This is a genomic window from Flavobacterium psychrophilum (genome assembly GCA_001708385.1).
GTDB classification, from domain to species: domain Bacteria; phylum Bacteroidota; class Bacteroidia; order Flavobacteriales; family Flavobacteriaceae; genus Flavobacterium; species Flavobacterium psychrophilum_A.
On record CP012388.1, the window covers coordinates 3,081,733 to 3,102,632 of the forward strand.

Sequence of the window (20,900 nt, forward strand, 5' to 3'; positions counted from 1 at the left end):
ATAGAAAAGCTACCGTAAAGATAGCTTTTCTGTGATTGAATATATTAAAGCGTAGCCATATCTATAACAAAGCGGTAACGTACATCGCCTTTCAGCATCCTGTCGTAAGCGGTGTGTATATCTTTAATGTCGATTAGTTCTATATCAGACACAATGTTATGCTCTGCGCAAAAGTCCAGCATTTCCTGAGTTTCAGGTACGCCGCCGGCACCGCTACCTGTAACGGTTTTGTTACCCGATGCTAACGAAAAAGAAGGGACGCTAAAAGGCTCAAGAGGCATGCCAACATTAATGTAGGTGCCGTTTGTTTTTAGCATTGGCAGGTACAGGTTAATATCATGGTCGGCTGCAACGGTATCCAGTATAAAATCAAAACCACTTTTCACTGCGGCTACTTCATCATCATTTTTAGTTACTACAAAATGATGTGCCCCAAGTTTTTTAGCGTCTTCCCTTTTCGATTCGGATGTACTTAATACTGTAACTTCTGCGCCAAACGCTACTCCGAATTTTACGCCCATGTGACCTAATCCGCCAAGACCTACAACGGCTAGTTTATGGCCTTTGCGAACACCCCATCGTCGCAGGGGAGAATAAGTAGTAATTCCGGCACAAAGTAGTGGTGCCACTGCTGCAAGATCCAGCTTTTCTGAAATATGATGTACGTACCTTTCGTGAACAATATTATTGTTGCTGTAACCACCATAAACAGGCTGACCGGATTTATCCAAATTGTTATAGGTCTGTACTCCGTCGGCGCAAAATTGTTCCTGTCCGTCGTTACATTCGGTACAGTGGCGGCAACTGTCTACCATTACGCCGACACCGGCAAGGTCGCCGGCTTTAAATTTGGTTACATGGTTACCAACATGCGTTACACGCCCTACTATTTCATGGCCTGGCACCATTGGGAAAATTCCTGAGAACCATTCATTTTTAGTCTGGTGAATGTCGGTATGGCAAACACCGCAGTATAAAATTTCTATCTGTACATCGTGCGGCTGTAAATCCCTGCGTTCAAAACTCCAGGGAGCCAGATCTGTTTCTGCCGACTGTGCGGCGTATCCTTTAGATTGTATCATTGTTTAAATCTTTTCAATATTATAATCCTACCATTTGCATCCCGCTCGCATCATACCTGTCTCCTGTAGTGGTGCCTAATGGGATGATGCTTTCCAGCCTTTTCATTTCCTCGACAGTTAATTCAATCGCGGCTGCGGCAATATTTTGTTCAATATATTTGATATGCTTGGTTCCGGGTATCGGTACAAAACCTTTGTTTATGGCCCAAGCTAAGGCAAGTTGCGAGGCGGTAATATTTTTCTCGGCAGACAGCTTATTCAATTCGTTAAGTAAGTCAATGTTTTTATTGAATTGTTCTCCTTGAAATTTAGGAATTCCTCTCCTGAAATCATTTTCAGGAAAATCTTCAGGTGTTTTTATATCACCCGAAATAAATCCCCTTCCCAGAGGTGAGTAAGGAACAAAGCCAATACCAAGTTCGTTAATAGTATTCAAGATTCCTGTTTCTTCTACTGTACGTTCAAAAAGTGAGTATTCTGTTTGTAATGCTGTAATTGGATGCACGTTATGTGCTAATTTAAGTGTTTCGGATCCAACTTCAGATAAACCGATGTAACCAATTTTGCCCTCTTTTACCAAATCTGCCATAGCGCCTACAGTTTCTTCAATAGGTGTTTCAGGGTCGAGACGGTGTAGGTAATATAGGTCAATATGATCGGTGCCTAAATTTTTAAGCGAACGTTCAACTGCTTTTTTTACATATTCTTTTTTTCCGTTAATTCGCCATGTAAGTTGTTCGTTGTCGTCTATTTCGTAGCCAAACTTTGTAGCGACAATATAATTACCACGATTACCCTTAATCGCTTTTGCAACCAAGCGCTCGTTGAGTAACGGGCCATATAAATCGGCTGTGTCAATAAAATTCCCGCCAAGTTCAAGTGAGCGATGAATGGTTGCGATACTTTCAGTTTCATCTGCTTTGCCATAAATGTCATTACCCGCTATCGTAGTCATGCCCATGCAACCAAGGCCTATATTAGGTACCGTAAGCCCTTGGCTTCCTAATTTTACTTTATCTAGACTCATGTTTTTTTATTTTGGATATAATTTATAATTATTTGATACAAAGTTCACTATAATACGATTGGTAAAAGTGTTCAAAATAAATGTTGTTGTATCCAAAATGATGATGTAACAAAAACAATTGTTATTCGTCAGACTAAAAACACGCGCTATGAACAACGAAGTATCTGAAGAAAAAAACTGGATGAAACATAACTGGAAATGGTTTGTTCCGTCTTTGGTAATTGTAGTAATTCTGGCGATGCTACTTGTAGCCACAGGTTCGGTTGGTGGTGCATCTGATTTAGCAGCCGCTTACAAAGATGAGGCACTTTATGAAAATGCAGTAAAGCAATCTAACGAGAATAATAAAGTTATCGAGATTTTGGGTACACTTGAACCTGTTGATAATATGGCAATACTCGAGGGTACTGTTAAGTATAGTGATGACAAACAATCGGTTAACCTTACTGTACGGGTTAAAGGTGACAAGGGCAAAGCAAAAATGGACGTTGTTGCGAGTAAAATGGGTAGTATTTGGCAGTACAATCTTATAAAGATAAGAGTAAAAGCTCCTGAGCAGGAAATTATAGTTTTACAATAAATCATCATCAATCAAAAATAGAAACGGTAGGCTGTAAAGGCTTACCGTTTTTGCTTTAAGCATTACTGTCAGAAAATTATGTTTTTTTTAATATTATCAATCTGTTAATATAGAAAGATATTTGTTTTTTTAATTTTACCTTTAAATAAAAAAGCTATGCATAATTACACCATGACCTTTAAGTACGACGGGGAGTTTGATATTCCCGACGACGAGGAAGCCAGAGATAAAGAGGTCCCCCGAATGGTGATCGACAAGCTTGAAAATCATGAATTTGAACTGGTAGATTTTAACCTCACTGAAAATTACGACGGCGAACATTCTAAACATTACATACATGACCCACTTTTACATCGCGCTGTTCTGGAAATAAGACTGGATCTTTCTATAAAAGATATGAAGAGCCGTGAGGCTATTTATTCCAAATGCCTTAAAGCCTTACAGGATGAAGAGGTTTGTCTTGCCCATACTTACGAAAACGATGACAAGCAAAAAGGAATGCTGCAAAGTATCGTTGTTTTTGAAATGAAACAAAGGCAGCGAGCGCAGGCATAATACTTTTTTTGTGTTTTATAATCTGTATGATTTCACTAAATTGCAGGTTCAATAAAACATGGCTATGATACAAACCAAAAATATACACTTTTCTTATGGAAAAAGCACCGATTTCCGTTTTCCGGATATTGCGGCTTCTTCCGGCGAAAGCCTGCTAATAACGGGCGGTTCGGGAAAGGGAAAAACTACACTGCTGCATCTCTTAGGAGGATTGCAGCGTCCGCAAAGCGGAGAAGTTATCATTGAGAACACCAATATAGCTTCGCTTTCAGAAAAAAAACTGGATCACTTCAGAGGTAAGAATATCGGTCTTGTGTTACAGCAGTCGTATTTTGTGGCATCGCTAAATGTGCTGGAAAATGTGGTTCTGGCTTCATGGCTGGCAACAGGGAAACAAGCTACAGAAAAAGCAAAGCAGCTTTTAGAACAGCTTGACCTTGCGGCTCATTTGCACAAGCTTCCTTCGCAACTTAGTATAGGGCAACAACAAAGGGTTTCTATCGCACGGGCACTTATCAATGAGCCAAAGCTCCTTTTGGCGGATGAGCCTACTTCAAGCCTTGACGATGAAAATGCTTTTAAAGTAGCCGATATGTTATCGCATCTTGCAAAACAGTACGGCACTGCGCTGGTAATTGTTACTCATGACCAAAGGCTAAAAGACCGTTTTCCTAACCAAATATCTTTATCATGATTACTAAAATTGCCTGGAAAAACATTTGGTTTAAGCCATTAAATACAGCACTCAGCATTATATTACTTACAGCGAGTGTTGCAATTATAACCCTGCTAATCTTACTGCAGGAACAATTCGAAAAGAAATTTAGTGATAATATAGACGGGATTGATATTGTGCTTGGTGCACAGGGAAGTCCGTTACAGTTAATATTATCTTCGGTATACCAGGTTGATGCGCCAACAGGTAACATTGATTATACCGAAGCTAAAAAATGGATGAAACACCCCTTTGTGGAAACGGCTATTCCGTTATCTTTTGGGGACAACTATAGAGGGTTCCGTATAGTTGGGACAACCCCCGACTATCTTACAAAATATGGTGCCGAGGTAAAAAACGGTAAAGTATTTGGAAACAATTTTGAGGTAGTAGTGGGGAGTTCTATCGCACAGAAGCTTGGAATGAAAGTAGGTGACAAATTTTTTGGTTCTCATGGAGATGCCGAAGAAGGCGAAGTGCACGATCATCAGGCATACATTGTTACGGGTATTGCTTCGCCAACAGGTAAAGTTGTAGACAACCTGATTCTTTGTAACCTGCAAAGTGTATGGGCAATGCATGACCATGAGCACGAAGAAGGTGAAGAGACTCACGATCACGACCATGAAGAACATGACCACGACCATGAAGCTGTAACCGATGCACATGATCACGATCACGAAGGGCACGACCACGATGACCACGCAGAAGAAGCACATAACCACGAACATGGGCATGAAGAAGCTACCATTAGTGAAGAAGGTAAAGAGATCACCGCTGTGCTTGTAAAATTTCGCAGTAAGATGGGAATTGTAACCTGGCCTAGAATAATTGCACAAAATACTAAAATGCAGGCAGCATCGCCGGCTATAGAAATTAATAGGTTGTTCTCGTTATTTGGTATTGGGCTTGATGCACTACGCTACCTCGCCATTGGCATTATGGTAATATCAGGCATTAGTATTTTTATTGCGCTTTTCAATACTTTAAAAGAAAGAAAATACGAATTTGCATTGTTACGCGTTAATGGAGCCAGCCGTTTACAACTATTATCGCTTGTTCTTATAGAAAGCCTGCTTTTATGCGTTACCGGATTCGTGTTTGGAACGATTGTTGGGAGGGTAGCACTAGTGTTTATTTCGGGTTCATCTGAGGACGAATTCAAAATGTCATTTAATCCGTTAGAGTTTGTGTGGGAGAAAGAAGGATATTTGTTTCTGCTCACTATCTTTGTAGGGATTTTAGCAGCGGTTATACCGGCTGTAAAAGCGTATAGTTTAAATATTTCTAAAACACTTGCAAATGCGTAAGTCTTATTTTTTTATTGCCCTGCTTGCAGCAGGAATTGTTTTTATGTCGGCAGGAAAGCCTGCTTCTGTAAGGGAAGCTAAGGCGGGTGAAGCTACTTATATTACAGCATCAGACACACTTACCTGGAAGCTTTTAGCTCAGATAAAATACCTTAAAAAGCCTAGTAAAGATTATCCGGAAGGCGTTATGTTCCCGGTAATTAACCCTACGCTTAAAACCAAAAACAAGAAGCCAATCACTATGAGCGGGTTTATTATCCCTATAGATAATAAGAACTACGCGCTAAGTAAAAATGTATTTGCATCTTGCTTCTTCTGTGGTCAGGCGGGACCTGAAACTATTATGGGTATCAAGTTTAAAAATCCGAATATGAAACTGAAGACCGATCAATATGTGACGCTTCAGGGAACATTCAGGTACAATGATGCCGATGTAGATGATTGGATTTACCACATTGATAATGCTGTAATTACAAAAGGCAACTAATGAAGTTAACCGGTAAAAAGGCTGTGTTTTTTGATCTCGACCATACACTTTGGGACTTCGAGAAGAATTCTGCACTCGCTTTTGAGGTAATTATAGAAAAGTATAATATAGGGGTATCGCATGCTGAGTTTAACTTGCACTTTTCACCAATTAATGCCCAGTATTGGAAGTTATATCGCGATGGTGAAATTACACAGCAGGATCTGCGTTACGGCAGATTACGGGATACCTTCAAGTTATTAAACTTTGCTGCGGACGACGAATTGCTACATGCAATTTCGGAGGAGTATATTGAACTGCTTCCTGTAAATAATCATCTTTACGAAGGTGCGATTGAAATTTTGGAATACTTAAAACCGAAATACAGCCTGCACATTATTACTAACGGCCCTGATGTCGTACAGGAACGTAAACTTACAAATTCTAATATAGGTCACTATTTTGATACGGTAACAAATTCTGAGCTTGCAGGCTGTAAAAAGCCAAATGCCGGAATTTTTGAATATGCCTTAAAAGCAGCGAATGTTGCGAGAGAAAATAGTATTATGATTGGCGATTGTATAGAGGCCGATGTTCAGGGAGCACTAAACTGCGGACTTGACGCTATTTTCTTTAATGAACATAAGCATGAAGCCCATCCTTCAATAAAACAGGTAAATCACCTGTTAGACCTAAAAAACATCTTATAAAAACTATGAAAAAGTTCGTGTTATTTTTTGCAATGCTATATTCGGGTATCAGCCTTGCCCAGAGTATAAATGATTATAAATATGTTGTTGTGCCTAAAAAGTTTGAATGGCTAAATGAAGAAAATAAGTACAACCTTAATTCCCTTACCAAAATGATTTTTGATAAACAGGGATTTCAGACGTATTACTCTTCGGATAAATTACCTGACGAATTGGCTCTTGATAAATGTAAAGCACTATATGGTGAAGTATTAAACGAATCGGGGATTTTAAGGACCAATATTGTTATTGTGCTTAAAGATTGTTTCGGAACTGTAGTGTTTAAATCGCAAGAGGGTAGAAGTAAAGAAAAAAATTACCAGAAAGCTTATTACGAAGCGTTGCGTGAAGCTTCGCAATCGGTAAGCCAGCTAAATTACAAGTATTCTGGTAAAGAAGTAGCTGCTGCTCCTGTAAAAGCCGCTCCACAGCCGGTGCCTGTTGCACAACAGGCAGCAACACCTGTGACAGTGAATAATGATAACCAGCTTTTTGCACAGCCTATTGCTAACGGATATCAATTGGTTGATAATACACCTAAAGTTGTTTTAAAAATATACAAAACATCACAACAAGATTCTTATACAGCAGTATCGGAAGCTAAAAATGGAGTTGTGTTTAAAAGGGGTAACGACTGGATTTTTGAGTATTACCAAAACGATAAACTTGTTTCAGAAAAACTGAATATTAAATTCTAGTAGTTTAGTTTCAAAGTTTCAAAGTTTCAAAGTTTTCGACTTAGTTACTTTGAAACTTTGCTGCTTTAATACCCATACTTTTTCCATCTGTTCTTTAAAAATTCGCGGGTAGAATTTTCCCTGGAGTTATTTCCGGGATCATAAAAAGCGGTGTTTTTAATTTCGTCCGGCAGGAATTCCTGATCGGCAAAATTATTATCGTAGTCATGGGCATATTTATATTCATCTCCATAGCCCAATTCCTTCATTAATTTAGTGGGCGCATTACGAAGATGCAGCGGCACAGGTAAATCTCCTGTTTGCTTTACTATTTGCTGTGCTTTGCCAATAGCCATGTAACTTGCATTGCTCTTAGGTGAGGTTGCTAAATAAATAGCACACTGACTTAACAGTATTCTTGATTCAGGATAGCCAATAGTACTTACTGCCTGAAAAGTATTGTTTGCCATGATGAGTGCTGTAGGGTTGGCATTGCCAATATCTTCCGAAGCCAAAATAAGCATACGGCGGGCTATGAATTTTAGATCTTCGCCGCCTTCTATCATTCGTGCAAGCCAGTATACGGCACCATTAGGATCGCTGCCACGCATCGATTTTATAAAAGCAGATATTATGTCGTAATGCTGTTCTCCCGATTTGTCATACAATACGGTATTCTTCTGAACAAGCTGCATTACCCTTTCGTTCGTAATTTCTATAGTATCACCTTCAGAAGCATTTACAATAAGTTCAAAAATATTGAGCAATTTCCTTCCGTCACCTCCCGACAGGCGAAGTAAAGCTTCAGTTTCCTTTAGATCAATATTTTTAGATTGAAGCATGGTGTCAGTTGCAATAGCACGATGTAGTAATGCTTCGAGGTCTTCTTTAGTGAACGCATTAAGAACATATACCTGGCAACGTGAAAGTAATGCGGGGATAACTTCAAAACTAGGGTTTTCTGTGGTGGCTCCAATAAGTGTAACCCAGCCTTTTTCTACTGCGGCAAGAAGCGAGTCCTGTTGCGATTTGCTAAAACGGTGAATCTCGTCAATAAATAAAATTGGATTTTTCGCTGTAAACAAACCGCCACTCTGCTTGGCTTTGTCTATCACTTCACGTACATCTTTTACACCTGCATTAATTGCGCTCAGTACATAAAATGGACGATTGCTCTCCTGCGCCATTATTTGCGCCAGCGTGGTTTTACCTGTGCCCGGAGGCCCCCATAAAATTAAAGATGGTATAATGCCGCGGGCAATCTGGTGTGTAAGCGAGCCATTGGGGCCCACAAGGTGTTGCTGGCTTATATATTCCGATAAATGCTGTGGGCGTATGCGTTCTGCCAAAGGTGCTTCCATGATGTAAAATTACGGATTTCTTAATTACTCAGCTGTTGATAATATGCTAAAAGTAAGCAGATCCTATTCTGTCAGAACGGCTTTAACCTGCGTCTTTGTTTTAGAGATTCTGACAAATTAGCAGTTGTTTTACTTTGGATATATTTTTGAGTCACTCTTAACATGACCGATAACAACGAATTCAAATTTTCTCCCTCCGTCTGGGCGTGGCCATTATACTCTGTACTTGCGCTATGGCTGGTATATTGGGTAGAAATAAAATATCATATATATCTTAATGACTATGGTATATTGCCAAGAACGTTAAAAGGTGTACGCGGCATTGTATTCAGCCCATTCCTACATGGCAGCCTGGAGCATTTATATAACAACTCAATAACTCTTGTCGTGCTTATAGCTGCATTGCGGTATTTTTACCGTAATCAGGCTTTGCAGGTATTAGTATATGGTATATTGCTATCCGGGTTTATAACGTGGCTTATCGGTCGCGAATCCTACCATATAGGGGCAAGCGGACTTATATATGTGCTGATAAGTTTTATGTTCTTTAAGGGAATACAAACGGGTTATTACAGACTTGTAGCCTTGTCTCTAACTATTATTGTATTGTATGGCGGAATGATATGGTATGTTTTTCCGGATGTGGAGCAGGGTATATCCTGGGAAGGGCACCTGGGGGGATTAATCAGCGGATTTATTTTCTCAAGAATTTATAAAACACCGGAATATAAAAAGCAAATTGTTTATGATTGGCAGCGCCCCGACTTTGATCCGAAAACCGATGCCTTTATAAAGCGCTTTGACGATAATGGCAACTTTGTAAATCCACCTAAGCCGGAAGATATAGAAGTGATAGATCCAATATTTTTATCTCCACCTGCACGGGAGATTCCCGTTCTGAGGATTGTATATAATTATGTTCCGAAAGCAGACGATACTGCTTCGGAACAAAATATTGATGATAAAAGATAAGGATTAGCCTCTTTGTCTAACAGTTTCGTAAAGAAAAGCGCCACAGGCAACGGATACGTTTAGCGATCCTATTGTTCCGAACATAGGTAGTTTTGCTTTCTCGTCTACAATTTTAAGAACAGAAGGGTTGATTCCTCTGTCTTCAGACCCCATAATAATAGCTACAGGTTCATTGAGAGCGATATCATAAATGCTATTTTCTGTTTTTTCAGTAGCGGCAACGGTTTTAATACCCGACCCCTGAAGGTGGAAAATAGCATCTTTAATGTGTTCTACCTTGCAAATAGGCACATTAAATACAGCACCGGCAGACGTTTTAACCGTGTCGCCGTTAACAGGAGCAGAGCCCTGTTTCTGAACAATAATGCCGTCTACACCTGTACATTCTGCAGTACGGATGATAGCGCCAAAATTACGTGCATCAGAAAGCTGGTCAAGAATAAGGAAAAGTGGGGTTTTGCCGCTTTCCATTACTTTTTCTATAAGCTCTTCCAGATTATGGAAAGAGATAGGGGCGATTGTAGCCACAGCACCCTGGTGATTATTAGGTGTTAAACGGTTAAGTTTTTCTACAGGAACATAGCTAAAGTTAACGTTGTTTGCCTTCATAGCTTTCATAAGGTCTTTCATCAAATCGCCTTGGGCGTCCTTCTGAATAAATACCTTATCAATTTCTTTACCTGCGTGTATAGCTTCTATAATAGCTCTAATACCGAATATCTGGTGTTCTTTTTCCATTTTGCAAAGATAGAATATTGATTTAAGATTTTACCGTTTTTGATTTTAGAAATTCATGACGGGTAATCTTAAGGTAATATGCTGTCATTTTGGACTGTAGTTTCTTCATGCTAATTTAAACTTTGTATAATTTCTTCTACATAAACTAACTATAGTTTTGTGGCAATTTCAAAATTAAAATATAGCACTACAATCATGAAAAAACTTTACCTGTTATTGTTATTATGTATGGGTATGCCCGGAATGGCACAAACCCTTTATCCTTATTTACAGGCACCCTCTCCAAATTCTATTTATGTAAACTGGAAAACAGAGAGCAATCCTGAATCAATTGTTCAATATGGTACGAACGCTACGGCATTAACAAATACCGTTAACGGTACTAACCAGATTTTTACCGATACAGGTTACGCTAATAACTATTTTTATCATACAGTTAAGATAGATGGGCTTACAGCTAATACTAAATATTACTATCGTATAAAAACGGGTAATGCAGTATCTGATATCTATTCATTTAAAACGTTGCCATTGCCGGGACAAGCAGCTACAGCAGACGGTCACTTGCGTTTTCTTGTTCTTGGAGATAACCAGATGAGAAACGAGCCAAGATTCGATACCCTTGTAGCATCGGCTAAAAGAAAAATTGCCCAGAAGTGGGGTATAGACGCAGATCCTGCAGATAATATTGCATTGACAGTAATGGTTGGAGACCAGGTAGACGTTGGTACGCTGGATCATTATGAAAATGTACACTTTAAAAAGAATAAAGCACTTTCGGGATACTTACCGATTCAAACGCTTGTTGGTAATCACGAAACGTATGGTACACTTGCAATGCAGGCGTATTACGATCATTATATCCTAGATGGAATGTCGTATAAAGGAATATCATCCGGAACAGAAAATTATTATGCTAATCAGGTAGGTAACACCTTGTTTATTGCTATGGATACCGAGCACACTAGTGTGCAGCAATTAGGGTGGTTATCTCAGGTTGTAGCTGCGGCGGACAATGATGAAACTGTAGACTGGATTGTATCACTGGGACATAGGCCTTACCAGGCAGAGCAATATGTAGGGGATATTTCTACATGGGTTCGTAATTCGGCAATGCCAATACTTGCTGCATCACCGAAACTTGTACTTCATATTGGTGCACACCACCACTTGTATCACAGAGGGCAGCTTAAGAACACGCCAACTTATCAGATTATTTCAGGTGGTGTTGCTTGGGACCAGTATTGGGGGATGGCTGCTGAACAGGATTTTGATGATGTTCAGAAAACAATATCAAACTGGATTTACCAGATTATTGATATAGATGTTAATGCAGGTACATTTGATGTTGAAGCTTATTCTATAGGTAGTGTTTATAAATGGAAAGACAATGAGTTGATGGATGAATTCCACAGGTACAAAGGGTTGGCTTCTCCTAATACACCGCAAATAACAAATGCATTCACAGGAAATGATGTAGAGTTACCTCTAACAATTGCAAGCACCCCATATGCAACATCTACTCAGGAACTAATGAATTCTACACAGTTTATGATAGGAAAGACACAAACTTTTGATATTATAGAGAAAGACGTTTTCAGGGATTATGAAAATCTTTTTGGAGCTGTTGGAACTCAGGTAGACACTACTGCCAATATCCATTTAGGAGTCGATATCACAAAATTTACACTGGCACAAAATGAAATACCAAACGGACAATATTTTGTTAAGGTAAGGCATAGGGATCGTAACCAGAACTGGTCTGAATGGAGTGAGACAAAATCATTTAATATTATAAACAGTGGTTACGCAAATACGCTAATTCAATTGGATACACTGGCTTATGCTGTTAATGCGCCAATTAAAGTTTCATTTACAGATACTCCGGGTAATGCAAAGGACTGGGTTGCTGTTTATAAAGCAGGGCAAACACCCGGTAGTGCCAATCCTTCTCAGGTTTGGAAATATACAAACGGACAAATTAGTGGTAATGTTACACTAAACGGACTTGCTACTCCTGGTTTATATTATGCTACATTGCTTGAAAATGATGGCTATACCGAAATTGCTGACAGAATACAATTTTATGTAGGTTCTTTTGCTAAGCTGGCGGCTGATAAAGAGGTGTATGAAGAAGGAGATGCTGTTACCATAGATTTTAAAGATGCGCCAGACTTTGACAAAGACTGGATAGGTATTTATAAAGTAGGTCAAACACCAGGGCCTGTACCGTCAACTAAATGGGATTATGTCCCTGGAACTGAAGGAAGCCTAACTTTCTCCGGATTAGGTAAAGGATATTATTACGCGCAATATTTGCTTATGGATAAATATGAATCGGTGGGTAATAAGGTGTTCTTTCAGGTAGGAAAACAAATAACACAATTGGGCATCAATAAAACTATCTATAACCTGAATGAGAACATAATTGCCACATGGACTGATGCACCGGGTATTATAAAAGACTGGTTGGGTATTTATCATGAGGGTGATGACCCTAATGCAAATACACTTGTTAGCTATACATATTTTGACGGGCAAACTGAAGGAACTTCGCCAATAACAGGAAGTAATTTACCCACAACACCAGGAGAGTATTTTGTCGTGATGTTTACCAATGATTCTTATAATGAGGTTTCTAACAGGGTTGAGTTTGTTGTGCAGGGAGATACTGCAGGATTACCGGAAACATCGTCTCAAAACGGTGTAATTGTATATCCAAATCCTGCTAAAAAAGGAGAGAAAACATATATTAAGTCAAAATATCCTATTGATCAGATTGACATGTTTGATATGACAGGTAATCTTTTCTATTCGTCGAAGAATGTAGATGATTATAATTATTCTTTAATAAATCAAAGTCTTCCAACAGGAGTGTACATTCTAAAAATACACTCTAATAAAGTGTATACGGTGAAAGTTATCGTAGATTAAATAGAAGTTTTAGTTTTTAAATGAAAAGCTGCCATAAGGCAGCTTTTTAGTATATAAAAAGAGGATGGCTTTACGCCATCCTCAATATTAACTTAACTAACTAAAATTCTATTACTGTTTTAAAATTTTTCTTGTTTCACTTATACCGTTATAATCTATTTTTAGGATGTATACTCCGGTTTGTAGATCTTCGACATTAATACTGGTTTCAGATTCCGTAATATTTATACTTCTTTTTTGCTGACCTAAAATATTATAAATTGATACTTTTGGATTTGAAGATAGTATTTCAGGATTTAGATTTATGTTTAGTATATCTGAGGTTGGATTAGGAAACATGCTAATTCCTTCAATATTTTGGTTTTGAGATTCGGGATTTTGTTCGTCCGATAAATAGGCTATTCTTCCAACAGTACAACCTGGGCCTATTCCACATTGGCATAAGGTAGGTTTATATAGTGTTACATTCATTGATGGTCCATAGCCACAAACGTTATTTGCTTGTACGTGCACAGTTCTGGTATTTCCTGTAGTAAGACCGAGTTCAGACGCTGTTACGGTGGCGTACCCGTATTGATTTACGTTTTTGTAGACGTAGGTTGCTGGTCCTCTGGTAGTCCAATATGTAAATCTTAGTTGTGTTGATTTCTCTTGTGTATTGTTGGTGCTAAACATCCATGTTGTGTCTAAGTCACAATTCATCGGAAGATCAAACATTGTATACGGGTATCCAGATGCACTTAAAAGAGTTGGGGGACTAGGTAACCCGGAATAAATTTCTATACTCTTTAAGTACGTTTGATTACAAGAATTTTTTATAGTAGCGATAAGTGTAACAAAACCATCGCCAATTTTTGATAGTTGTACCGAGGAGCCAGTAGAACTACTTAATGATGCTACATTTTGGCTTGTTAAGGTCCACGTAATCGTGTTTGAAGGTTCTACGCCAGTTAACGTATATGTTCCCGTAGAACATAGAGTGGTACTGCCAGATAAAGTTCCTGATTGATTTATGGCTGTCCTGCTAACAGTGCAAGTTTTTGTCGGTTGATTTACACCATTGAGAACAGGTCTTACAGATACATTTGATGGTAAAGCTGTTGCTGAAGCAGGAGTTAGTGTTATAGTGTTGGTTGTCGTTGTAAATGTTGAACTTCCATTAATTGGGTTTATCCATCCAGTAGCAGTCCATTGGTAAGAAATCGTACCAGGCGTATTATAAACATTGTTTACAGTAAATGTTTGGCTAGTAGTACTTCCGCAAGCAATCTGAAATGAAGCAGGAATTAAATTAAATGTTGGAGTTTGTTCTTTTTTTATCTGATAATTACATGATGTTCCTGATAAAGTTCCGCTACTATTGTAAAATTTGGCATATAGTGTTCCTCCTGTCGTATTAAAGTTGTTTGAGTTAATGTTAAATGAGAATGGAGTTGATGACGCTGTTGAAGGGCTTCCTGAGTTCCAACTTGTCGATGGTATAGCTTGAGATGTATTTTCCTGTTCAAAATCAGAATCTGATTTTTTCGTAAATATTTTTACTGTTCCTGTTCCAACTGCTAACTCGTTTGATTTTGATAGATTCACAACGAAATTTATGTTTGAACTTGAACTTGTGCCTAAGTCTATAAGTCCACAATTTGAAGCATTGATAGTTTGACCATTTTTGGTGTATTGTAGATTTTGTATTGTTAAGGTTACCTGTGAGTAACTTTTAATGTGACTAAAAATTGCGACAATTAAGAATAGTGAAATTGTAATTTTTTTCATACGGTTGATTGTTTGATTGGTGAAAAAAAAAGGTTCAAGGCTATCAAAAGCCTTGAACCTTTTTATGTTTATTCTGCCGAAACTAAAGGCGGCCAGTCTGTTCCATCTGTCCTGGTAAGTGTTGTGTCTCCATATTCTCCGTAATCGTTATCCCAGTGAAAAGAAAGACTACTTCCTTCAACAACAACATCACTAATATTATAAATTGAACCGTATTGATCTGCCGCTCCAAAAGATAATGTACCACACACGTCGATTAAAGTAACGTTTAATGCCGTGCCATCTGAAGGTCCATATAATGCTAGAAAACCGCCAAATGAAGCATCAGAGATGTCGTATATACCTCCGCCTGTATCCTCAAGAGTAACTGTGCCGGTCAAAGGACCTGCCACTGTTGCGCCTCCCGGCTCACCAACATTAGTTGTGGTAAACGAATATGTGCCACCTAAGTCTGATGGACAAGATACTAGGTAGGTTTGAAATACTCTAAAGAAACTAGTTGAATTTGAGATATCTGGTCCGTAATTTTGAGATCCATCTGCGTTTAACAGATTTATGATTTGCCCATTTTTTAGAGTAATGTCGGTAGAAACCTTTAGTTGATCGCCAATTGCAAGGTCATCCGCACTATTTATTGACGTAAAACCATTGAATAATACGTCTCTTGTTATATTAACAACAGTTGGGAAACTTGTTAGATCTTCAGCTAAGATTCCTTTTTCAACAGTTCCATCTGCTTTAATATAATATCCAACAACATCTACAGATGATACTTCGCTTAAACCTCGAGCAATGGTAAGATTTAAAGACATGGCTATGTCATTTCCATCCTGAAGACTGCTTAAATTGATAAACGCTTCACTTCCTTCTGCTTTTTGAATATCAGGTACAGCCCCCGTAGTGAGGTTTAGTTTAGAGTCTCCTCCGTCATCATTACACGATAGCACCAGTGCTAAAGAGAATAATGATGCAATTATTAATTTTATTTTTTTCATGGTTTATGTTTTTAGTTATCCCAGAATATCGTGTAGGTCGCAACATTTTTCTGTGCAGGAGCACTTGCATTTGAGTTTAATTCTGCCTGTGGCCAGAATAAAGATAACTGGTAAGGGTTATTTAGTACTGTTTGCGAATCAATCAGAGGGAAACCGTCATTATTATTCAATTGATACTCAGGCGAAGCTCCGTTAGGATTTGCAAGAACAGGGTATCCTGTTCTTCTGTAATCAACATATTGATCAGCAGGGTCTCCAAAAGTAGCAACCCATTTTTGGGTCATAATTATTTCCAGTTTCTTATCTGCGCTTCCGGCGGTATATTCTGTCATTACGTTAGTAATAAATGTGTTTGCCGCAGCCGTTCCTGCAATTTTAGGCACAGTCTGTGTCGATAGTTTAGCAGCTTCTGCTACTTTATCTACTTTAGCAAAACTTGCAGTCATAGCTTCCTGCAGTTGTGCGCCTGCATCTCCTGTCATAGCACCTGCCAGCATTAGCTCGGCTTTAATGTAAAGGAACTCATCGTACGTAAGGATTCTTTTCGGTGCACGGCCTGTTCCTCCATTGATATCAATTTCAATTTTCTTACCAGATGAGTCTCTGTAACCAAGGCCATCATCATATCTGCCGCCAGTAGGAAAAATACCTGGATAAGTATATGAACCTTCCGCGCTTGCATCTCTCCACGGACCAGTGCTTCCGAAACGAATACTGAAGAATCCTGTTGATGAGTCCCAGTAGTCAGCTTTAGGATTTCCTGTTGCAGGATCTCCTTGATCTGGTGGGAATTGACCTGGCAGGAGCTGGTTAAAGAAATAATAAGGTATACGCGGATCCGGATTACCATTGTGGATGTTTGGATTCATACCTTTTAAAATCTCATAGAACCAAGGGCTTTGGTACGTCGAGAATTGAGTGCCTCCGTAAGAATTTACGAAATACCTGTTTCTTTCGTCTGAAGGTGTTGAATTAGTGGTGTGTGTAAACTCAAAATCATCTGCATTTGATTGCATAAAATTATCTTCAGATACTAATGCATTAAAATCTGCACTGTTGAATAAAGATGTATTACGTATCTGGTTGTAAAGCTTTAATTTAAAGGTGTTCGCAAAGCGTATCCATTTATCAGTATCTCCCTGATAGAAAATATCATTGGTAGATGGTGCAACACCTTCACCTGAAGCAAGGTTAGTTTTTGCTTCTTCTATCAGGTCAAGAACTGCAGCATAAATCTCTTGCTGGTCATCAAATTTCGGAGCAATTACACCTTCCTCTAATCGTGTAGCTTCACTAAATGGTACGTCACCCCATGTATCTACTGCAAAAGCCATAAGGTATGCTTTTTCCAATTGCGCTATACCTACGTATATTTGTTCATTGTCGGCAGTTCCCTGTTTTATTATACTTTGTAGGTTAGTTAGGGTCAGGTACACATTATTCCAATCATTGTTCAGATTGATATTATCAACCTTTGTACCGTATTGATCCGGTTCTTCACGCACAACCAGCTGGTGTGTGTAAACAGACATGATGTCGCCAGTATAAAATTGGAAATCACCAACTGCGCCAAGAGCAACCTGTGTATCTGTTAGAAGCGCACCAAGAGGAGCAACACTAGGGCTGTCTTTATCTATATTTACGTCGTAGTAAGAGTCTGAACATCCTACTGCTAAAATCGTAGTGACTAGCGCTACGAGACCGTATTTAGTATATTTTATTATTTTCATTGCTAAATTTTTAGAAAGATATATTAAGTCTGAAACCATATCGTTTTGCTGTTGGTGCAGCTGAAACCTCTATACCTTGCAGGTTAGTAGAGCCATAACTTGTTGTCTCAGGGTCAAAGTTTGTATATTTAGGTACGTTAGGTGCCCAATACCAAAGGTTGTTAGCGATGAAACCAAAACTAACTCGTCCGAAAGGCGTTTTTTCAAGCCATTTTGCAGGTAGGTCATACGTTAGGCTCAATTCTCTTAACCTATAAACCGTACCATCGTAAACTCTTGCTTCATCAACACTGTTAATTGCGAAAGTATTACTTCCTGAAGGTGAGAAATACAATTCAAAAGTACTAAGCTGTGTTGTGTTAGGAATTTTGTTTCCGTTAGCGTCCAGTACAGGTGTTCCGTCATTATTTCCATAGAATCCAGGAATAACGTGTGTTACCTCCCTGTTCTCTGTGTCTTTAGTCACACCACGTCCTAATAATGATTCGATAGTTGAAGATGATACATCTCCGCCTTCTTTCCAGTCAATCTGAGCTCTTAATGTTAAGCCTTTATAAGTAAAGCTGTTAATAAAGTTCATTTTGAAATCTGGATTAGGGTCACCAATAATTCCAAGTTCAGGATCCTGTACGATACCTCCTGTAGATGGGTTAATAAGGTAATTACCTTGTTCGTCTCTTGCGAAACGGGTACCATAGAATACACCAAATGGCTGGCCCGGAATTGCGTAAGCAACTTCATTAGGATCTAATTGAGACCTGTCAAGACCTTCGTATAATTTGGTAACTTCATTTTTGTTTTTAGTAAAGTTAGTTGTCCATGTCCATTTAAAGTTTTCCGTCTGGATAGGTACAAGTGTCAATCCAATCTCAATACCTTTATTTGTCATAGATGCTCCATTGGTAAGATATTGTGAGTATCCTGAAGATGCAGGAACAGTTACCGGTAATATAAGATCTTCTGCTTTCTTATTGTAGTAGGTAAAGTCTACAGCAATTCTTCTATTAAAGAATTCAAGGTCAGTACCTATTTCAAATTCATTGGCAAACTCAGGTTTTAAGTCTAAGTCTGTTAGGGTAGATGGATTACTCACAGCAGGATTTCCATTAAAGGCGTTGTTTAGTAAAAAGTTTCTACTTAAAACCTCTGCGCCTGTATCACGTCCTACTTTTGCATAACTGGTTCTTAATTTAGCAAATGTTAAAACTTTGCTGTCCATTTTTAGTGCTTCAGTTAAGATAACTGATAAACTTCCTGATGGGTAGAAATAAGAACGATTATTAGTCGGTAGTGTTGATGAAAAGTCATTTCTGGCAGTACCGTTAAGAAATAACCATTCATCATAAGAGAATGTCGCATCTGCAAACACTCCAACTACTCTTTTTCTGGTTGTACCGTCAGCCAGGTTAGTAATAGTTTTAGTGTTACGCAAACTGTAAACATCTTCAACAATTAAGTCACGTCCGTAAAAAGCACTCCTTGTAGTACTATTTTGGAAAGAGTTATTACCTAAAATACCTTGGAAACCAATCTTATCGCTAAGTTTATAATTGAAGTTAACCAATAAGGTTGATTCTATATCTTCATTAGTAAACTGGTCTGCGGTGATTGAACCTACTCCCTGGTCTGCTCTTGAGTTTTTATCTCTTATCTCTCTACGATCAAGATTATATTTGTTAATACCTAATCGGTATGAAGCAGATATATTATCATTAAATGCGTACGACAAGTTAACGCCCACAACTGTTCTTTGTGTGTTTGTAGTAATCTGGTCATGTTGTAAAGACCATAGTGGGTGATCGTATCCTGCGTTTGGAACTACACTTGCGCCTGTAACAGGATCTTCGTAAGGTAAATTAAAATCCCAGTTCCTTGCAAGGAAAAGTGTTCTTGCAAAAGATGATGAAGCTCCGTCGTACTGTGTTTCACCAAAGAAACCACCTACTTGTTCGGTAGTTGAGTAACTCATGTTACCACCCACCGTTAGGCCGTTTTTCAATTTAAACGTACCACCTGTTGAAAATGACGTCCTGTCATACGTGTTGTAAGGTATGTAACCGTTTTGGTCAAGGTCTGAAACAGTAACGTTAAAGTTTCCGTTTTCTCCTGTGTAATTAAGGTTAAGGGAGTTTTCAAGTACTGTACCTGTTCTAAACAAATCTTTAACGTTGTTTGGTTTTGCAACATATGGTACTGTTGGACCAAATTGATTAGGAAACGCATTGGCTAAATTTGTCCATGTAGGAATTGTTTCAAGAGAGTCAAAACGCGGACCCCATGATCCGTTAGCATTACTGTACTGGAAGTTAGATCCTGCTCCATACGTGTTTTGGTAATCAGGTAAATTAGCAATGTTTTCAAAATATGTTCCGTTGCTAAAGTTAACACTCATTTTATTGTTCGTGTTACTTCCCGGTGAACCCGATTTTGTAGTAATAACGATTACACCATTCATTGCTCTCGATCCGTAAAGTGCAGATGCAGCCGTACTTTTAAGAACGTTGATCGACGCGATGTCATTAGGGTCTAATGAAGATAAAGCACTTTCGTAACCACCACCGCCAGTCACTTGGCTTGATGTTGTTACCTCTGTGCTGCTGTAAGCTACACCATCAACGATAATTAGCGGTTGTGTATTACCTGTAAGACTGGTAATACCCCTAATTGTGATTTGGTTAGCCGCACCGGCAACCCCTGTAGATACATTAACGTTAACCCCGGGAACCTTACCATTAATGGCACGAACTAAATCCGGTTCCGAGTTTTCTGTAACGTCAGTGTTTTTAATGCTACTAACAGAATATCCTAAGTCTTTAGGATTTCTCTTAATACCAAAAGCGGTTACAACGACTCCTTCAAGTTCTGTAGCTTCGTCGGCTAAAGTAATGTTGAGTGTTGTTGAGACAGCAAGCGATTCCCTGCTTTTCATACCAATGTAGCTAAATACCAGCACATCGGTAGGAGCGGCCTGAATTGTAAATTTACCGTCAAGGTCTGTTTGGGTTCCTGAAGTGGTGCCTTTAATAAGTACATTAACTCCCGGGATCGGGAAGCCACCTTCATCTTTAACTGTACCGGATACAGCTCTTTGCTGTGCAAACGAGATTTGCATCATTAACGCCATGAGCAGCGTTAACAAAACACGAAGCCTTGTTTTCATTGAAATAGATTTGAGTTAGTCTCCCAAATTTCTAACGTAGAAACGGATTACACAAGTTTTTTATGATAAAATTTAGAAT

Annotated in this window: 16 protein-coding genes and 1 pseudogene; 9 read left to right on the forward strand and 8 right to left on the reverse strand. The window is 38.8% G+C overall.

Going from position 1 to position 20,900, the window contains the following annotated elements:
* Positions 1 to 44: 44 nt before the first annotated feature.
* On the reverse strand, positions 45 to 1,082 hold the full coding sequence (locus ALW18_13465; protein ID AOE53441.1) for a hydroxyacid dehydrogenase: 1,038 nt from the start codon (positions 1,080 to 1,082) through the stop codon (positions 45 to 47).
* Positions 1,083 to 1,101: 19 nt separating this feature from the next.
* Positions 1,102 to 2,109, reverse strand: a complete 1,008-nt coding sequence (locus tag ALW18_13470; protein ID AOE53442.1) for an aldo/keto reductase — start codon at positions 2,107 to 2,109, stop codon at positions 1,102 to 1,104.
* Between the two features lie 148 nt (positions 2,110 to 2,257).
* Here ALW18_13470 and ALW18_13475 point away from each other — a divergent pair, with 148 nt between their 5' ends.
* The 7 genes from ALW18_13475 to ALW18_13505 all read left to right on the forward strand — a co-directional run bounded on the left by ALW18_13475 (position 2,258) and on the right by ALW18_13505 (position 7,182).
* Positions 2,258 to 2,689 (forward strand): hypothetical protein, encoded by a 432-nt coding sequence (locus tag ALW18_13475; protein ID AOE53443.1) that lies wholly within the window; start codon positions 2,258 to 2,260, stop codon positions 2,687 to 2,689.
* A gap of 171 nt (positions 2,690 to 2,860) precedes the next feature.
* Positions 2,861 to 3,244 carry a hypothetical protein gene (locus ALW18_13480; GenBank protein ID AOE53444.1) on the forward strand — a complete coding sequence of 128 codons (384 nt, stop codon included), beginning with the start codon at positions 2,861 to 2,863 and terminating at the stop codon, positions 3,242 to 3,244.
* A 64-nt stretch (positions 3,245 to 3,308) separates the two neighbouring features.
* On the forward strand, positions 3,309 to 3,938 hold the full coding sequence (locus ALW18_13485; GenBank protein AOE54414.1) for an ABC transporter ATP-binding protein: 630 nt from the start codon (positions 3,309 to 3,311) through the stop codon (positions 3,936 to 3,938).
* Positions 3,932 to 5,269, forward strand: a complete 1,338-nt coding sequence (locus ALW18_13490; protein AOE53445.1) for a permease — start codon at positions 3,932 to 3,934, stop codon at positions 5,267 to 5,269. The genes ALW18_13485 and ALW18_13490 overlap by 7 nt, the downstream gene beginning before the upstream one ends.
* Positions 5,262 to 5,756, forward strand: coding sequence for a hypothetical protein (locus ALW18_13495; protein ID AOE53446.1), 495 nt, complete (start codon positions 5,262 to 5,264; stop codon positions 5,754 to 5,756). Before ALW18_13490 ends, ALW18_13495 begins: the two co-directional genes overlap by 8 nt.
* Positions 5,756 to 6,445: a haloacid dehalogenase gene (locus ALW18_13500; GenBank protein AOE53447.1), complete on the forward strand. Its 690-nt coding sequence runs from the start codon at positions 5,756 to 5,758 to the stop codon at positions 6,443 to 6,445. The genes ALW18_13495 and ALW18_13500 overlap by 1 nt, the downstream gene beginning before the upstream one ends.
* Positions 6,446 to 6,450: 5 nt before the next feature.
* Entirely contained in the window at positions 6,451 to 7,182 is a 732-nt protein-coding gene (locus tag ALW18_13505; GenBank protein AOE53448.1) for a hypothetical protein, read from the forward strand.
* Positions 7,183 to 7,247: 65 nt separating this feature from the next.
* On the opposite strand, the gene ALW18_13510 is transcribed toward ALW18_13505, so the two are convergent.
* A complete protein-coding gene (locus tag ALW18_13510) occupies positions 7,248 to 8,522 on the reverse strand; it encodes an AAA family ATPase (protein AOE53449.1) in 1,275 nt (424 codons plus the stop codon).
* A gap of 162 nt (positions 8,523 to 8,684) precedes the next feature.
* Here ALW18_13510 and ALW18_13515 point away from each other — a divergent pair, with 162 nt between their 5' ends.
* Positions 8,685 to 9,494, forward strand: a complete 810-nt coding sequence (locus ALW18_13515) for a hypothetical protein (GenBank protein ID AOE53450.1) — start codon at positions 8,685 to 8,687, stop codon at positions 9,492 to 9,494.
* Positions 9,495 to 9,497: 3 nt separating this feature from the next.
* On the opposite strand, the gene ALW18_13520 is transcribed toward ALW18_13515, so the two are convergent.
* Positions 9,498 to 10,232 carry an RNA methyltransferase gene (locus ALW18_13520; protein ID AOE53451.1) on the reverse strand — a complete coding sequence of 245 codons (735 nt, stop codon included), beginning with the start codon at positions 10,230 to 10,232 and terminating at the stop codon, positions 9,498 to 9,500.
* A 195-nt stretch (positions 10,233 to 10,427) separates the two neighbouring features.
* Between ALW18_13520 and ALW18_13525 the strand changes: the two genes are divergently transcribed.
* A complete protein-coding gene (locus ALW18_13525; GenBank protein AOE53452.1) occupies positions 10,428 to 13,166 on the forward strand; it encodes a metallophosphoesterase in 2,739 nt (912 codons plus the stop codon).
* A 111-nt stretch (positions 13,167 to 13,277) separates the two neighbouring features.
* Here ALW18_13525 and ALW18_13530 read toward each other — a convergent pair whose 3' ends face one another.
* The 4 genes and pseudogenes from ALW18_13530 to ALW18_13545 form a co-directional block, all read right to left on the reverse strand.
* Positions 13,278 to 14,936: a hypothetical protein gene (locus tag ALW18_13530; GenBank protein AOE53453.1), complete on the reverse strand. Its 1,659-nt coding sequence runs from the start codon at positions 14,934 to 14,936 to the stop codon at positions 13,278 to 13,280.
* Positions 14,937 to 15,088: 152 nt separating this feature from the next.
* Positions 15,089 to 15,406, reverse strand: a pseudogene (locus ALW18_13535) (hypothetical protein).
* Positions 15,407 to 15,942: 536 nt separating this feature from the next.
* Entirely contained in the window at positions 15,943 to 17,661 is a 1,719-nt protein-coding gene (locus ALW18_13540) for a hypothetical protein (protein ID AOE54415.1), read from the reverse strand.
* A 10-nt stretch (positions 17,662 to 17,671) separates the two neighbouring features.
* Positions 17,672 to 20,821, reverse strand: a complete 3,150-nt coding sequence (locus tag ALW18_13545) for a TonB-dependent receptor (GenBank protein AOE53454.1) — start codon at positions 20,819 to 20,821, stop codon at positions 17,672 to 17,674.
* Positions 20,822 to 20,900 lie beyond the last annotated feature (79 nt).